Source organism: Streptomyces sp. NPDC015242, assembly GCF_043079125.1.
GTDB lineage: Bacteria > Actinomycetota > Actinomycetes > Streptomycetales > Streptomycetaceae > Streptomyces.
Genome location: NZ_JBIBUF010000001.1, coordinates 1,169,470 through 1,186,685, shown reverse-complemented (window position 1 = coordinate 1,186,685; position 17,216 = coordinate 1,169,470). Strand labels below are relative to the sequence as shown.

3 protein-coding genes are annotated in these 17,216 nt (G+C 74.5%); all 3 read right to left on the bottom strand.

Annotated features, from left to right (window positions below; translation table 11 throughout):
- Positions 1 to 128: 128 nt before the first annotated feature.
- On the bottom strand, positions 129 to 893 hold the full coding sequence (locus ACF07N_RS05065) for a futalosine hydrolase (protein WP_392108496.1): 765 nt from the start codon (positions 891 to 893) through the stop codon (positions 129 to 131).
- Positions 890 to 1,957 (bottom strand): glucose-1-phosphate thymidylyltransferase, encoded by a 1,068-nt coding sequence (locus tag ACF07N_RS05060; RefSeq protein ID WP_392108493.1) that lies wholly within the window; start codon positions 1,955 to 1,957, stop codon positions 890 to 892. Before ACF07N_RS05060 ends, ACF07N_RS05065 begins: the two co-directional genes overlap by 4 nt.
- Before the next feature lie 328 nt (positions 1,958 to 2,285).
- Positions 2,286 to 17,180, bottom strand: a complete 14,895-nt coding sequence (locus tag ACF07N_RS05055; RefSeq protein WP_392108490.1) for a type I polyketide synthase — start codon at positions 17,178 to 17,180, stop codon at positions 2,286 to 2,288.
- Between the last annotated feature and the right edge of the window lie 36 nt (positions 17,181 to 17,216).

Sequence of the window (17,216 nt, the reverse complement as noted above, 5' to 3'; positions counted from 1 at the left end):
CCCGGAGTTGTCGTCGGCCGCCGGCGGTCAGTCGTAGGGCCGGGGGGCGCCCCGGAGTTGTCGCCGCCGCCGGGCGGTCAGCCGTAAGGCCGGGGGGCGCCCCCGGAGTTGTCGCCGGCCGTCGGCGGTCAGCCGTAGGGCGGGGGTACGCCCCGCGTGAGCACGGTGCGCAGGACCGCGAAGGTGTCCCGCAGGGCGGCCAGCGCCTCCGGGACGCGCCAGGCGGAGCGGTCGCGCAGACCGACCGCGTTGGAGATGGTGCGGATCTCCAGGAACGGTGTGCCGTGCCCGGCGGCGGCCTCGGCGGCCCCGAACCCCTCCATCGCCTCGGCGACGGCGCCGTGGCGTTCCCGCAGTACGGCGGCGCGTTCGGCGGTGCCGGTGGCGGTGGAGACGGTCAGGACGGGTGCGTGGACGGCTCCGAGCCCGCGGGCGACGGCCGCGGCGAGGTGCGGCGCGCAGGTGTGTGCCGTGGTGCCGAAACCGAGGGCGTCGACGGGCAGGAACCCGTCGGGCGAGTCGGCTCCCAGGTCGGCGGCGATGACCTGGTCGGCGACGACGACGGAGCCGAGGGCCGCGACGGGGGCGAACCCGCCCGCGATGCCGGCGGAGACGACCAGGTCGTAGGGTTCGCCGCGGGCGGCCGCCGCGGTCAGCGCGGTCGCGGTGCTCGCCGCCGACGCGGCCGGTCCGACGCCCCCGGCGACGAGGTCGGCGCGGACCGGCCGGTCACTGGAACCGTCGCCGCCCGTCGTCACGCGGACCACGTCCCGCCCTGACGGCGCGAGCGCGGGCACGGGCTGTGGGAGCGTGGCTGCGGGACCGAACCCGCTGGCCGCGGCGTCGCGTTCGGCGGCGACCGCGGTGACGACGAGGAGACGGACACCGCTCATGAGGAGAACTGGACCTGTCCGTGGTCCCCGATCACGAGGCGGTGGGTGGCGGGCAGCCGGGGCGCGAGGGTGACCTTGACGTTGCGTCCGACGAGGGACGCCTCCACGCGGCGGATGCGGTCGAAGGAGGACCCCCGCAGGACGATGGAGTACTCGATCTCGCTGTGGCTGATCAGGCACTCCTCGGCGACCGACGTGGACGGTCCGATGTAGGAGTCGGTGACGACGCTGCCCGCGCCGATGATGGCGGGGCCCACGATGCGGGAGCGCCGGACCTGGGCCCCGGCCTCGATCCTGACCCGTCCGATGATCTCGCTCTCGTCGTCCACGCACCCGTCGACGCGGGGCTGGAGGCGTTCCAGGAGCGTGCGGTTGACCTCCAGCATGTCGGTGACGTTCCCGGTGTCCTTCCAGTAGCCGGTGATGACCGTGGAGCGCACGGTCATCCGCCGGTCGATCATCCACTGGAGGGCATCGGTGATCTCCAGCTCGCCGCGGGCGGAGGGCCGGATGGCGCGGACGGCGTCGTGGACGACGGGGCTGAACAGGTAGACGCCGGCGACGGCGAGGTCGCTGCGCGGTGTCCGCGGCTTCTCCTCGAGTTCGACGACGTTGCCCTGGTCGTCGGTCACGGCCACGCCGAAGGCGGTGGGGTCGCTGACGCGGGTGAGCAGGATCTGCGCGTCGCAGGGGTTCTTGCGGAACTCGTCGACGACGTCGCTGATGCCGTCCAGGACGAAGTTGTCGCCGAGGTACATCACGAAGTCGTCGTCGCCGAGGAAGGACCGGGCAATGAGGACCGCGTGGGCGAGACCGAGGGGTTCACTCTGCGGGATGTAGGTGATGTCGAGGCCGAAGGCGGAACCGTCGCCGACCGCGGCCTGGATCTCGGCGGCGGTGCTGCCGACGATGACGCCGACCTCGGTGATGCCGGCGGCGGCGATGGATTCCAGTCCGTAGAAGAGGATCGGCTTGTTGGCGACCGGGACCAGTTGCTTGCTGGACGTGTGGGTGATCGGTCGCAGTCGCGTACCGGATCCCCCCGCGAGCACAAGAGCCTTCACTGTTCCATCCAGGTGACAAGGGGCGGACGGCCGGCGGGGCTGGGGGTTCCCGGCCGTGTGGAGCGGATCGGTGGGCGGGACGCCCGCGGTCGTGCGGGCGCCGGATCATGTTCGGGTCGTGGGACGGATCGGACGGTCGGCGGGTCGGGCGGTCGGGCGGTCGGGCGGTCGGCGGATCGGACGGTCGGCGGGTCGGACGGTCGGCGGGTCGGGCGAAATTGGAATCGGGATCGAGATCCGGAATCGGAATCGGGATCGGAGTCGGCGTGCGGGCCGGGGGCCGCCGCGACAGGAACGGATCCGCGCCGCGGCGGCCGGGGGTCGGTGCTCAGGCGTCGTCGAGGTCGCCCTCCAGGAAGGCGCGGAGTTCCTCGTCGGAGACCTCGTCGGTGGGTGCGTCCGGGCCCTGTCCCGGCGCCGGGGCCGGCGTCGGGACGGATGCCGGGACAGGTGCGGGGGCGCCGTCGAGCCGGTCCAGGAAGCCGCGCAGCCGCACCCGCAGCCCCGCGTGGAGGTCCGGGTCCGCCAGCGCCTCCGCGAACCGCGCCTCCAGTTGCTCCAGCCGGTCCGCGGCGGCCGGGGAGGCGGCGGGCGGTTCGGCGGGGGCCAGCCGCTCCAGCAGGTGGGCGGCGAGCCGCTCGGGGGTGGGGTGGTCGAACATGAGCGTCGCCGGCAGCCGTACGCCCGCGAGCGTGCCGAGCCGGTTGCGCAACTCGACGGCGGTCAGGGAGTCGAAACCGATGTCCAGGAAGCCTCGCTCGGGATCGAGGGAGTCGGGGGCGTCGTGGCCGATGACCAGGGCCGCCTGGGCGAGCACGGCTTCCAGTACGGCACTGTGGCGGGCGCCTGCGTCCAGCCCGGCCAGGCGTTCGCGCAGGCTGTCCCCGGCGGTGGCGGTGGCCGGTGCGGCGGGGGCCGTACGGGCCGCCTGCCGGGCGCGGGCGGGAACGAGGTCGCGGAGCAGGTCGGGCACCGCCCCGTCCGGCCCGCGCAGCGCGCCGGTGTCCAGGTCCGCGGGGGCGAACCAGGCCTGGGTGCTGCGCAGCGCCGTGTCCAGCAGGGCGAGCGCGTCGGCCGTCTGCATGGGGCGCAGGCCGCTGCGGGCGATGCGGCGCAGGTCGGTCTCGGCCAGGGTGCCGGTCATTCCGCTGCGCTCCGCCCACAGCCCCCAGGCGAGGGCCTGCACGCGGCGTCCGGCGGCGGTGCTGCGGGCGGCGAACGCGTCGAGGAAGGCGTTGGCGGCCGCGTAGTTGGCCTGTCCGGCCCCGCCGAGGGTGCCGGCGAGGGAGGAGAACAGGACGAGCGCGGCGCCGGTGTCGCGGGTCAGTTCCGCCAGCAGCAGGGACGCGTCGGCCTTGGCGCGCAGCACGGTGTCCAGGCGTTCCGGGGTGAGCGACTGCACGATGCCGTCGTCGAGGACGCCGGCGGTGTGCACGACCGCGGTCAGCGGCCGGTCGTCGGGGACCTGGGCGAGCAGGGCGGTCAGGGCCTGCCGGTCGGCCACGTCGCAGGCGGCGACGGTGACGCGGGCGCCGTGGGCGCGCAGTTCCTCGCACAGTTCGGTCATGCCCTCGGCGGAGGCGCCGCGCCGCCCGGCCAGCAGCAGCGAGCGGGTGCCGTGCGCGGTGACCAGGTGGCGGGCGATCCGCCGGGCCAGGACACCGCCGGCGCCGGTGACGAGCACCGTGCCGTCGCCGACGGCGTCGGGCGCGTCGGTGCCGGGCGTGGCGCGGGTCAGCCGCGGAACCAGGGCGGCCCCGTCCCGCAGTGCGGTCTCGCTGTCCTCGCCGGCCAGGGTGGTGGGCAGCAGGGCCAGGGAGGCGGCCGTGCCGTCGTGGTCGACGAGCGCGAACCGGCCGGGGTTCTCGGTCCGCGCCGCACGGACCAGGCCCCATACGGCGGCGTGCGCGGGATCGGTGCGGGAGGCGTCGCCGAGACCGGTGGTGACCGCGTGGTGGGTCAGCAGGACCAGCCGGGAGGCGGCGAGGGCGTCCTGCGCGAGCCACTCGGTCACCAGCCGCAGCGCTTGGTGGGTGGCCTGCCGGGCGGCGGTGGCGGGGTCGGTGTCGTCGTCGGGTGCCGGCACGACAGCCAGCACGGTGCGCGGTGCGGCGGTCCCGGTGGTCGCCGCGGCCAGCGCGGCCGGATCGGCGTACCGCACGGCCCGGGCCAGGGCCGGGTGGCCGGTGAGGTCCGCCGCCGGGCCCACGAGATGCAACGGGGCGACCGTGCCGGACGGTCCGGCGGGGGCCGCCGGGGTCCAGCGGACGGTGTGCAGCGCGCCGGCGCCCGCGGTGGCCGGCAGGGCCGCGGTGTCCACGGCCCGCAGGGCGAGCGTGCCGATCTCCGCGACCGGCGCCCCGGTGCCGTCGAGAAGCGTCACCCGGTGGGTGTGCTCCCCGGCCGGCACGAGCCGCACCCGCAGGGCGTCGGGCCCGGCGGCGTGCGGGGTGACGTCCTGGAAGGCGAACGGCAGCACGGTGCCCGTGCCGTCGGTGACGGTGAGGGCCACGGTGTGCAGGGCCGCGTCGAGGAGGGCGGGGTGGATGCGGAACCGGTCGGTGCCCTGGAGGTGTTCGCCGTCCTCGGGGGCGATCTCCGCGTACACCGTGTCGCCGTCGCGCCAGGCGGCTCGCAGCCCGCGGAAGGCGGGGCCGTAGGCGAAGCCGCGTTCGGCGATCCCCTCGTACAGGCCGGTCACGTCCACGGGGGTGGCGCCGGGCGGCGGCCAGGCGGCCGGAGCGGGCTCGCCCGCGGCCGCGGGGGCGGCGAGGAGGACGCCTTCGGCGTGCCGGGTCCAGGGGGCGTCCGCGCCGTCGCCGGTGACGGGTCGGGAGTGCACGGTCAGCGTGCGGTCGCCGTCCGCGCCGGGCGCCGAGACGGCGACCTGGAGCTGCACGCCGCCGTGTCCGGGCAGGACGAGCGGCGTGTTCAGCGTGAGGTCGCCGACGCGGCCGGCGCCCACGTGGGCGCACGCCTCGAGGGCGAGGTCCAGGAAGGCGGTGCCGGGGAACAGGATCCGGCCGTCGAGGGCGTGGTCGGCGAGCCAGGGCCGGCTGTCCACGGAGACGGTGCCGGTCAGGAGCAGGCCGTCGCCGTCGGCCAGCGGCACGGCCGCGGTGAGCAGGGGGTGCCGTACGGAGTCCGGGCCCGTGGCGGCGCCGCCGGTCGCCTCAAGCCAGTAGCGGCGCCGCTGGAAGGGGTAGGTCGGCAGGTCGGTGCGCCGGGCACCGGTGGGAGCGAACCAGGTGTCCCAGCCGACGTGGTGGCCGTGGGTGTGCAGCCGGGCGAGGGCGGAGGTCAGCGACCGGTCCTCCTCGGTGTCCCGGGCGAGGGTGGGCACCAGAAGGGCGTCGCCGTCGACGCACTCCCCGGCGAGCGCGGTGAGCACACCGCCCGGGCCGATCTCCACGTAGGTGGTGACGCCCTGCTCCTCCAGGGTGCGGATGCCGGCCCGGAAGCGGACGCCGTCGCGGACCTGGCGCACCCAGTAGGCGCCGTCGAGGGGTTCCGCGGCGGTGACGGGGCGTCCGGTGACGGTGGACACCACCGGCAGTTCGGGGACCGCGTGCGCCAGCCCCGCGGTGTGCTCGGCGAAGGCGTCGAGCATGCCGTCCATGCGGTGCGAGTGGAAGGCGTGGCTGACGTTGAGGCGGCGGGTCCTGCGGCCCTGCGCGGCGAGTTCGGCGGCGAGCGCGGTGACGTCACCCTCGTCGCCGGACAGCGTGGTGGCGAGGGGGCTGTTGTCGGCGGCGACGGACACCCGGCCCTCGTACGCGGCGAGCAGTGGTGCCACCTCCTCCACGGGGGCCTGTACGGAGATCATGGCGCCGCCCTCGGGGAGGCCGGCCATGAGCCGGCCGCGCACGGCGACCAGGTGGCAGGCGTCCTCCAGGGTGAGGGCGCCGGCGGCGTGGGCGGCGGCGATCTCGCCGACGGAGTGGCCGAGCAGCACGTCGGGCCGTACGTCCAGGCTCTCCAGCAGCCGGTACAGGGCGACCTGCACGGCGAACAGTGCGGCCTGGGTGTAGTCGGTGCGGTCGAGCAGGGCCGCTTCCGCGCTGCCGGGTTCGGCGAACAGGACGTCGCGCAGCGGTGTGCCGAGGTGGGCGTCGAGGTGGGCGCAGACGGCGTCGAGCGCGTCGGCGAACACCTCGTGGGTCTCGTACAGGGCCCGGCCGGTCCCGGGGCGCTGGGTGCCCTGGCCGCAGAAGAGGAACGCCGTCCTGCCGCCGCGGGCGCGGCCCGTGATCAGCTGGGGGTGTTCCCGGCCCTCGGCGAGGGCGGTGAGCGCCTGGGTGAGGGCGTCGGCGCCGTCGGCCACGACGGCCGCCCGGTCCTCCAGCCGGGCGCGGGTGGTCGCCAGGGACAGCGCGAGGTCGGCCGGCGCGGTCCGGGGGTGGGCGGTGAGGTGGTCCAGGAGGCGGCGGGCCTGGTCGCGCAGGGCGGCGGTGCCGCGGGCGGACAGCAGCCAGGGAAGTGCCCGCGCGGTCCGGGCGCCGGGCTGCGGCTGCGCGGGTGCGGGCAGGTCCGGTTCCTGGAGGATGACGTGGGCGTTGGTGCCGCTGACCCCGAAGGAGGAGACGCCGGCGCGCCGGGGTCCGTCGCCCGGTTCCCAGACCCGCTGCTCGTGCAGCAGGCGCACGGCGCCGCTGGACCAGTCGACGTGCGGGGAGGGGCGGTCGGCGTGCAGGGTGCGCGGCAGGATGCCGTGCCGCATCGCCATCACCATCTTGATGACGCCGGCGACACCGGAGGCGGCCTGGGTGTGCCCGATGTTGGACTTCAGCGCCCCCAGCCACAGCGGGCGTTCGGCGGGCCGGTCCTGGCCGTAGGTGGCGAGCAGGGCCTGCGCCTCGATCGGGTCGCCGAGTCTCGTGCCGGTGCCGTGCGCCTCGACGGCGTCGACGTCGGCCGGGGACAGCCCGGCGGAGGCGAGGGCCTGGCGGATGACGCGCTGCTGGGCGGGGCCGCTGGGCGCGGTCAGTCCGTTGGAGGCGCCGTCCTGGTTGACCGCGGTGCCCGCGACGACGGCGAGGACGGGGTGCCCGTTGCGGCGGGCGTCGGAGAGGCGTTCCAGCAGGAGCAAGCCGACGCCCTCGGCCCAGCCCGCTCCGTCGGCCTCGGCGGCGAACGGCTTGCAGCGTCCGTCGGGCGACAGCGCGCGCTGCCTGCTGAACTCGACGAACGTGTCCGGCGTGGAGATCACGGTGACGCCGCCGGCCAGGGCCAGTTCGCATTCCCCGGACCGCAGGGCCTGCACGGCCAGGTGCAGGGCGACCAGCGACGAGGAGCAGGCGGTGTCGACGGTGACGGCGGGGCCTTCGAGGCCGAAGGTGTAGGCGATGCGGCCGGAGGCGACGCTGGACGCGCTGCCGGTGGCCAGGTATCCCTCCAGTTCCTCGGGGGCCCGGCTCACCCTGCGGGCGTAGTCGTTGTAGTTGGAGCCCACGAACACGCCGGCCCGGGCGCCGCGCAGCCCTTCCGGGTCGATGCCGGCGCGTTCGAACGTCTCCCAGGAGGTTTCGAGCAGCAGCCGGTGTTGCGGGTCGATGGCGACCGCCTCACGCGGGGAGATGCCGAAGAACGCCGGGTCGAACCGGTCGGCGTCGTGCAGGAATCCGCCGTGCCGGGCGTAGGAGTGGCCGACGCGGTCGGGGTCGGGGTCGTACAGGTTCTCGATGTCCCAGCCGCGGTCGCCGGGGAACGGGGTGATGGCGTCGGTGCCGTCGGCGACGAGCTGCCACAGCTCCTCCGGGGAGGTGACGCCGCCGGGGAAGCGGCAGCCCATGCCGACGATGACCACGGGGTCGTCGGTCACGGACGCCGTGGGCAGGGCGGGCAGGGCGTCGACGGCTTGCCCGCCGAACAGTTCGCCGTCCAGGTGGGCGGCGAGGGCGGACGCGGTGGGGTGGTCGAAGGCGAGGGTGACCGGCAGCCGCAGCCCGGTGGCCTCGGCGAACCGGTTGCGCAGTTCGACCGCGGTCAGCGAGTCGAAGCCGAGGTCGCGGAAGGCGCGGCCCTCGGGAACCGCGGCGGCGTCGTCGTGCCCGAGGATGGCGGCGGCCTGTGTGCGGATCTCCATCAGCAGGGTGGCACGGCGCTCGGCGGGAGCCAGGGCGGCCAGCCGCTTGACGAGCGGCGGCCCGTCGACCGGTTCGGTCTCCCGCTCCACCGCCCGGTCGGCGACGGCGGCCCGGGTCTCGGGCAGTTCGCGCAGTGCGGCGAAGGCCCGGGCGGTGATGAGCTTCCAGTCGACGTCGGCCACGATGAGGAACTCCTCGTCCTCGTCGAGCGCCTTCTGCAGGGAGGCGACGGCGAGTTCGGGGTCCATCGGCGGCACGCCGTCGCGGCGCAGCCGTTCGGCGACCTCCTCGCCGACCATGCCGCCGCCGGCCCAGGTGCCCCAGCCGATCGAGGTGGCGGGCAGTCCTTCGGCGCGCCGGCGGGCGGCGAGGGCGTCGAGGTGGGCGTTGGCGGCGGCGTAGCTGCCCTGGCCGGGTCCGCCGAGGGTGCCCGCCATGGAGGAGAACAGGACGAACGCGTCGAGGTCCAGGTGCCGGGTGGCCGCGTCGAGGGCGAGCGCCGCGTCGGCCTTGGGCCGCAGTACGTCGTGGGCCCGCTGCGGGGTGAGGGCGTCGATGAGGCCGTCGTCGATGATGCCCGCGGTGTGGAAGACGGCGGTCAGGGTGCCGCCCCCGGGCAGGTCGTCGACGAGTCGCCGGACGGCTGCCGCGTCGGACACGTCGCAGGCGACGACGGTGGCCGGGGTGCCGAATTCCGCGAGTTCGGCCACGAGTCCGTCGGCGCCCGGGGCGGCCGGTCCGCGCCGGGAGACGAGCACCAGGTGCTCGGCGCCACCGCGGGCGAGCCAGCGGGCGACGTGCCGGCCGAGCCCGCCGGTGCCGCCGGTGACGAGCACGGTGCCGGACGGCGTCCAGGTGCCTCCGGGGCGCGGCCCGTCGCCCGCCCGCACCAGCCGGCGGGCGAAGATCCCGGACGGGCGCACCGCGACGTGGTCCTCCTCCAGCACCCCGGACAGGGCGGTGGCCAGGCGCCGCGCGGCCCGGGCGTCGAGCGTCCCGGGCAGGTCGACGAGACCGCCCCAGCGCTGCGGGTACTCCAGGGCGGCGATGCGTCCGAGGCCCCAGCTCATCGCCTGCAGGGGGCTGACGAGCGGGTCCCCCCGGCGGACGGTGACGGCCCCACGCGTGGCGCACCACACGGGTGCGTCGACCCGTGCGTCGCCGAGCGCCTGGAGCAGGGCGGTCATCAGCACCATGCCGGTGGGCAGCACGCCCTCCCGCGACCACGGCGACTCGTCCAGCGCGAGCAGCGAGAGCACTCCGCCGACGGTGGTGTCCGCGGTGTGCTGCCGTACGAGGTCCGCCATGCGGTCGCGCTCGGCCTCGGGCGCTCCGGCGGCCACGACGCGCACGTCGCTCGCGTGCCCTTCGACGGCGTCGAGGACGGTGCGTACGAAGGGGTCGGCCTCGTGCCCGGCGGGTACGACCACCAGCCAGACGCCCGGGAGTTCGGCGGCACGGGCGGGCTGTTCGGCGCGGGGCCGCCAGGTCACCCGGTAACGCCAGCCGTCAAGGGTCGAGCGGTTGATGCGGTCGCGCCGCCAGGACGACAGCGCCGGTACGACCTTCGCCAGTGAGCGCACGTCGTCGATGCCGAGGTCTCCGGCGAGGGTGTCGAGGTCGTGGTTCTCGACGCTGGTCCAGAAGTCGTCGTCGAGGACGTCCACGCCGTCGGAGCCCGTGTCGGCAGCGGCCGGGCGTCCGACCGGTTCGAGCCAGTAGTGGCGACGCTGGAAGGCGTAGGTGGGCAGGTCGACACGGCGCGGGGACAACCCCTCGAAGGCGGCCGTCCAGTCCACCGCGACACCACGCGCCCAGGCCTCACCCAGAGACAGATACAAACGGTCCAGGCCGCCCTCGCCCCGCCGCAGCGACCCCACGACCACGGCGTCGGCGCCGGCCGCCTCCACGGTCTCCGCCACCGGAACGGTCAGCACCGGATGCGGACTCATCTCCAGGAACGCGCCATGACCGGCCTGGGCGAGTCGACGCACGGCCGGCTCCAACCGCACCGTCTGGCGCAGGTTGCGATACCAGTACCCGGCATCCGTCTCACCGCCGGTGACCCACTCCCCCGTCACCGTCGACAGGAACGGCACCGACGGCTCTCCGGCCGCGATGGGTGCCAACACCTCGGCCAACTCGGCCTCGATCGCCTCGACATGCGCCGAGTGCGAGGCATAGTCCACCTCGACACGACGCACCCGAACGCCCTCACGCTCCGCGTGTGCGACCAGTTCGTCCAGCGCGCCGGCGTCGCCCGACACGACCGTGGAGGTGGGCCCGTTGACCGCAGCCACCGAGATCCGGCCCACCCACCGGCCGATCAGAGCATCGGTGTCCTCGTGGGAGAGCGCCACCGACACCATCCCGCCGCGTCCGGCCAGCGCCACGATCGCCTGCGACCGCAACGCCACCACCCGCGCACCATCCGCCACACTCAACGCACCCGACACCACCGCCGCAGCGATCTCACCCTGCGAATGACCCACCACAGCAGCCGGCCGCACCCCGAACGACTCCCACACCGCCGCCAGCGACACCATCACCGCCCACAACACCGGCTGCACCACATCCACCCGGTCCAGCCCCGCAACACCCCCCTCACCACGCACCACATCAACCAACGACCAGTCGACATAAGACGACAGCGCCTCAGCACACTCCGCGAACCGCGCCGCGAACACCGGCGAGGAGTCGAGCAGTTCGACCGCCATCCCCACCCACTGCGCCCCCTGCCCCGGGAACACGAACACCGGGTCGACGGTCTCGCCGATGCGCTGGGTGGTGCCTCGGGCGAGGCCGGGGGTGGTCGTGCCGGTGGCGAGGGCGCGTACTCCGGCGAGGAGGCTGTCGTCGTCGGCGCCGACGACCACCGCGCGCTCCTCCAGGGCGGCACGGCCCGTGAGGAGGGAGTGCGCCACGTCGGCGCGGTCGGGCGTGGTGTCCGTCAGGTGGGACAGCAGTCGCTCGGCCTGGGCGCGCAGCGCGTCCGCGGAGCGTGCGGAGAGCAGCCACGGCACGACGGTGCCGGCCGGGGCCGGAGCCGGTTCGGTGGAGTCCGGCTCGGTAGTGGGCTGTTCGAGGATCACATGGGCGTTGGTGCCGCTGACGCCGAAGGACGAGACGGCGGCCCGGCGTGGACGGCCGTCCGCGTCCCAGGGCCGGGTCTCGGTGAGGACCTCCACGTGTCCGGCCGACCAGTCGACGAACGGGGAGACCGTGTCGGCGTGCAGGGTACGGGGCAGGGTGCCGTGCCGCATGGCCTGCACCATCTTGATGACGCCGGCCATGCCGGAAGCGGCCTGGGTGTGGCCGATGTTGGACTTCACCGAGCCCAGCCAGAGCGGGTGCTCGGCGTCGTGTTCCTGGCCGTAGGTGGCGAGGATGGCCTGCGCTTCGATCGGGTCGCCCAGCTTGGTGCCCGTGCCGTGGGCCTCGACCGCGTCGATGTCCGCGCCGGACAGCCCGGCGTCCGCCAGTGCGGCACGGATGACGCGTTGCTGGGAGCGGCCGTTGGGCGCGGTGAGGCCGTTGGAGGCCCCGTCCTGGTTGATGGCCGAGCCGCGCACGACGGCCAGGACCTGGTGTCCGTTGGCGCGGGCGTCCGACAGCCGTTCCAGAAGCAGCACGCCCACGCCCTCGGCCATGCCCATGCCGTCGGCGTCGGCGCCGAACGCCTTGCAGCGGCCGTCCACCGCCAGGCCCCGCTGGCGGCTGAAGCCCACCAGGCCGATCGGTTCGCCCATGACGGCGGCACCGCCGGTCAGGGCGAGGGAGCACTCGCCGGAGCGCAGGGACCGGATGGCCAGGTGCATGGCGACGAGTGCGGAGGAGCAGCCGGTGTCCAGGGTCACGGCCGGGCCTTCGAGCCCCAGGGTGTAGGAGACACGGCCGGAGGCGATGCTGGTGACGGTACCGGTGATCAGGTGCCCTTCGAGTCCCTCGGGCACCTCGCCGCTCGCACCGTACCCCTGGTGGGACACTCCGACGAAGACGCCCGTGTCGCTGCCGCGCAGGCTGTCGGGGGCGATACCGGCCCGCTCCAGGGTCTCCCAGCTGGTTTCCAGCAGCAGGCGCTGCTGCGGGTCCATCGCCGTCGCCTCACGCGGCGAGATGCCGAAGAAGCCGGCGTCGAACTCGGCGGCGTCGTGCAGGAATCCGCCTTCGCGGGCGTAGGTGGTGCCGGGCCGGTCCGGGTCGGGGTCGTACAGGTTCGCCACGTCCCAGTGGCGGTCCGCGGGCAGGGGGGATATGGCGTCGGTCTCGTCGAGGACGAGTCGCCAGAAGTCCTCGGGCGAGTGGACGCCTCCGGGGAAGCGGCAGCCCATCGAGACGATCGCGATGGGTTCGTCCCGGTGTGCGGGACTGTCCGCCGACGGGGTGGCGGGCAGGGCTGCGGCCGGCTCGTCCGCCGTGTCGTGGACGAGGTGTTCGAGCAGGTGCCGGACGAGGTCGTGAACGTTGGGGAAGTCGAACACGACGGTGGCGGGGAGGCTCAGTCCGGTCGCCGCGTTGAGGCGGTTGCGCAGTTCGACGGCGGTGAGGGAGTCGAAGCCGAGTTCCCGGAAGGCACGCTGCGGGGCGATCTCGCTGCCGTCGGCGTGGCCGAGGACGCCGGCGACCTGGGTGCGCACGATGTCGGTGAGGGTGCGCACCCGTTCGGCGCCCGGCTGGGCGGCCAGTTCCGCGCGCAGTCCGCCGAGTCGGTCGGCGGCATGGGCCACGTCGGGCTCGTCGGCCCGCATCGCCTCGACCACCTCGGGGACCTCGTGCAGCAGGGGCCGGGGGTGGGCGGCCGTGAAGACGGGGACGAAGCGTTCCCAGTCGATGTCGGCGACGGCCAGGAAGGTGTCGTCGTGGTCCAGGGCCTGCTGGAGACCGGTCACGGCCAGTTCCGCGTCCATGAACGGGATGCCGCGCCAGCGCAGTTGCTCACGCACGACGTTGACGGCCATACCGCCGCCCTCTGGGCTCCAGATGCCCCACGCGATGGACGTTCCGGTCAGGCCGCGGGCCCTGCGGTGCTCGGCGAGCGCGTCGACATAGGCGTTGGAGGCCGAGTACGCGCCGTGGTCGCCGCTGCCCCAGGTGCCGGCGACGGACGAGTAGAGGACGAAGGCGTCCAGCCGGTCGTGGTCGAAGACGGCGTCGAGGTTGGCCGCGCCGAGCAGTTTGGCGCGGGCACCCTCGGCGAAGAAGTCCAGGTCGGTCTCGGCGAGGGGCGCGAGCATGCCGACGCCGGCGGTGTGCACGACGGTCCGGATGGCGGGCCCGTCCGACTCGACCTCGGCCACCAGGCGCTCCAGGGCGTCGCGGTCGGCCACGTCGCAGGCGGCGATGGTGACGCGGCAGCCCAGGGCGGTCAGTTCCTCGCGCAGTTCGGCGGCGCCGGGGGCGTCCGGTCCGCGGCGGCTGGTCAGCACCAGGTGCTCGGCGCCCTTGCGGGCCAGCAGCCGGGCGGTGTGGGCGCCGAGGCCGCCGGTTCCGCCCGTGACCAGTGCGGCTCCGCTGGTGCGCCAGGCGCGCGGTGCGGTGCGTCCGGCGAGCGGGGCCCGCACCAGGCGGCGGATGTGGGCGGTCCGGCCGCGCAGTGCGGTCTGGTCCTCGTCGGCGCGGGCGGCGAGAACGGCGACGAGCCCCCGCGCGGTGTCCTCGTCCAGCTCGGCGGGCAGGTCCACCAGTCCACCCCACCGCCGGGGCTGTTCCAGGGCGACGACGCGTCCGAAGCCCCACAGGGCGCCCTGGAGCGGGTTGCGGACGGTGTCGCCGGTTCCGGTGGTGACGGCCTCGCTGGTCAGGATCCACAGCCGGGCGTCGAGATCGGCGTCCAGCAGCCCCTGGAGCAGGACGAGGGAGGAGGTCATGCCGGCGGTGGCACCCGGGTGGCCGGGGGCGGCTCGTTCGTCGAGCGCGAGCAGGGAGACGACGCCTTGCAGGGACGCCGGCCCGGTGACGGAGACGGCGTCCGCGAGCCGGGCGGCGATCCGGGCACGGTCCGGATCGCCGGCGTCCATGGCGAGGGTGACGGTGGTCGCGCCCGCCTCGCCGAGGGTGCGGGCCACGGAGGCGACCAAGGGGGACCGGAGGTGCGTCTCGGGGACGGCGAGGAGCCAGGTGCCGTGCAGGGTGCCGGCGGCGGGGAGGTCGTAGGGCCGCCAGACCACCCGGTAGCGCCAGCTGTCCACCGTGGCACGGTCGCGGCCGGCCCGCCGCCACGCGGACAGCGCCGGGACGATGTCGCCCAGTCCCTCGGTGCTGTCCAGTCCGAGGGTTCGGGCGACTTCCTGGAGGTCACCCTCCTGAACGGTGCGCCAGAACTGCTCCTCGACCGGATCGGCGGCCTTCTCCCCGGCCTTCGGCGCCTCCAGCCAGTAACGGCGGCGCTGGAAGGCGTAGGTCGGCAGATCGACACGGCGCGGAGACAACCCCTCGAAGGCAGCCGTCCAGTCCACCGCGACACCACGCGCCCACGCCTCACCCAGGGACACGTACAGACGGTCCAGGCCGCCCTCGCCCCGCCGCAGGGAACCGACCACCACGGCGTCCGCGCCCGCCGCCTCGACGGTCTCCGCCACCGGAACGGTCAGCACCGGATGCGGACTCATCTCCAGGAACGCGCCATGCCCGTCGGCGACCAGCGCGGCGATGGCGGGCTGCAGCAACACCGTCTGGCGCAGGTTGCGATACCAGTACCCCCCGTCCGTCTCACCGCCGGTGATCCACTCCCCCGTCACCGTCGACAGGAACGGCACGGACGGTTCTCCGGCCGCGACGGGAGCCAGCACCTGGGCCAACTCGGCCTCGATGGCCTCGACATGCGCCGAGTGTGAGGCGTAATCCACCTCGATACGACGCGCCCGAATGCCCTCATGCTCCGCGTGTGCGACCAGTTCGTCCAGCGCGTCCGCATCACCGGAGACAACCGTGGAGGTGGGCCCATTGACCGCAGCGACCGAAATACGGCCCACCCACCGGCCGATCAGAGCGTCAGTGTCCTCGTGGGAGAGCGCCACCGACACCATCCCACCCCGGCCCGCCAGCGCCACGATCGCCTGCGACCGCAACGCCACCACCCGCGCACCGTCCTCGACACTGAGCGCGCCCGACACCACCGCCGCAGCGATCTCACCCTGCGAGTGACCCACCACAGCGGCCGGCCGCACCCCGAACGACTCCCACACCGCAGCCAGCGACACCATCACCGCCCACAACACCGGCTGCACCACATCCACCCGGTCCAGCCCCGGAGCATCCCCCTCACCACGCACCACATCGACCAACGACCAGTCCACAAAAGGCGACAGCGCCTCAGCACACTCCGCGAACCGCGCCGCGAACACCGGCGAGGAGTCGAGCAGTTCGACCGCCATCCCCACCCACTGCGCCCCCTGACCCGGGAACACGAACACCGGGTCGACGGCCTCGCCGGGGCTCGTGGTGAGGCCGCGTGCGGTGTTTGCGGGCTGTTCGCCGCGGGCCACGGCGCGCAGGGCGTCCAGCAGGGCGTCGCGGTCGGCGCCGACGACCACCGCGCGCTCCTCCAGGGCGGCACGGCCGGTGGCCAGGGTGTGAGCGACGTCCGCTGTACGGAGGTCCGCGGACTGCACGCGCTCGGCGAGCCGCTGGGCCTGCTCCCGCAGCGCGGTCTCGGAGCGCGCGGACAGCAGCCACGGCACGACGGTCCCGGGCCGCTCGGTGTCGGGCCGCTCGGCGCCGCAAGCCTCCAACTCCTCGACCACGGGCGCCTGTTCGATGACGACGTGTGCGTTGGTGCCGCTGCCGCCGAAGGAGGAGACGCCGACACGGCGCGGCCGGTCGTGCTCGGGCCATGCGACGGCTTCGGTGAGCAGGCGCAGCGCGCCCGAGGACCAGTCGACGTGCGGGGTGAGCTCGTCCGCGTGCAGAGACTTGGGGACGATGTCGTGCCGCAGGGCCTCGACCATCTTGATGACGCCGGCGATGCCCGAGGCGGCCTGGGTGTGGCCGATGTTGGATTTCAGGGAGCCGATCCAGAGGGGACGGTCGGCGTCGTGTTCCCTGCCGTAGGTGGCGAGGAGCGCCTGTGCCTCGATCGGATCGCCGAGCTTGGTGCCGGTACCGTGCGCCTCGACCACGTCCACGTCCGCCGCCGACACCCCGGCGTCCGCGAGGGCCGCACGGATGACCCGCTGCTGTGAGGGACCGTTCGGCGCGGTGAGGCCGTTGGACGCGCCGTCCTGATTGATGGCGGAGCCCCGCACCACCGCGAGGACCTGGTGGCCGCGCTCCCGTGCGTCCGAGAGCCGCTCCAGCAGGAGCACGCCGACGCCCTCGCCCCAGCCGGTGCCGTCCGCTCCGGCGGCGAACGGCTTGCAGCGGCCGTCGGGCGCGAGTCCGCGCTGACGGCTGAACTCGATGAAGTTGCGCATGGTGGCCATGACGGTGGCACCGCCGGCGACGGCCATGGAGCATTCGCCGGAGCGCAGGGCGCGGACCGCCAGGTGCAGCGCGACCAGCGACGAGGAGCACATGGTGTCGAGGCTGACGGCGGGGCCCTCGAAACCGAGGCTGTAGGCGATACGGCCGGACAGGACCGCGGCGGATCCACCGGTCAGCAGATGCCCCTCGACGCCTTCGGGGGCGCCCGTGCCGTCGTTGGCGTACGCCTGGTTGCTGGCGCCGATGAAGACGCCCGTGTCGCTGCCGCGCAGGGTGGTCGGATCGATGCCGGCCCGCTCGAACGCTTCCCAGGTGGTCTCCAGCAGCAGACGCTGCTGCGGGTCCATCGCCGTCGCCTCACGCGGCGAGATCTCGAAGAAGCCGGCGTCGAACTCGGCGGCGTCGTGCAGGAAGGCGCCCTGGCGGACGTAGCTCGTGCCGACCCGGTCGGGGTCCGGGTCGTAGAGCGCGTCCAGGTCCCAGCCACGGTCGGTCGGCAGGTCCGAGACGGTGTCGACGCCATCGGCGACGACCTGCCACAGGTCCTCGGGGGTGCGCACGCCGCCGGGCATACGGCAGGCGGTCGCCACGATGGCGATCGGTTCGTGCGCCCGCGTCTCCAGGTCGGTGAGCCGGCGCCGTGTCTGGCGCAGGTCGGTGGTGACGCGCTTGAGGTACTCGCGGAGCTTGTCCTCGGTGGTGTCCGTGTTGCCCATGGCAGTCAGCCCTTCGAGAATCGGGAGATCGTGTCG

Bases quoted from the DNA above. Each gene is read 5' to 3' on its own strand.
- ACF07N_RS05065 (WP_392108496.1), bottom strand. From the start codon at position 893: ATGAGCGGTGTCCGTCTCCTCGTCGTCACCGCGGTCGCCGCCGAACGC.
- ACF07N_RS05055 (WP_392108490.1), bottom strand. From the start codon at position 17,180: ATGGGCAACACGGACACCACCGAGGACAAGCTCCGCGAGTACCTCAAG.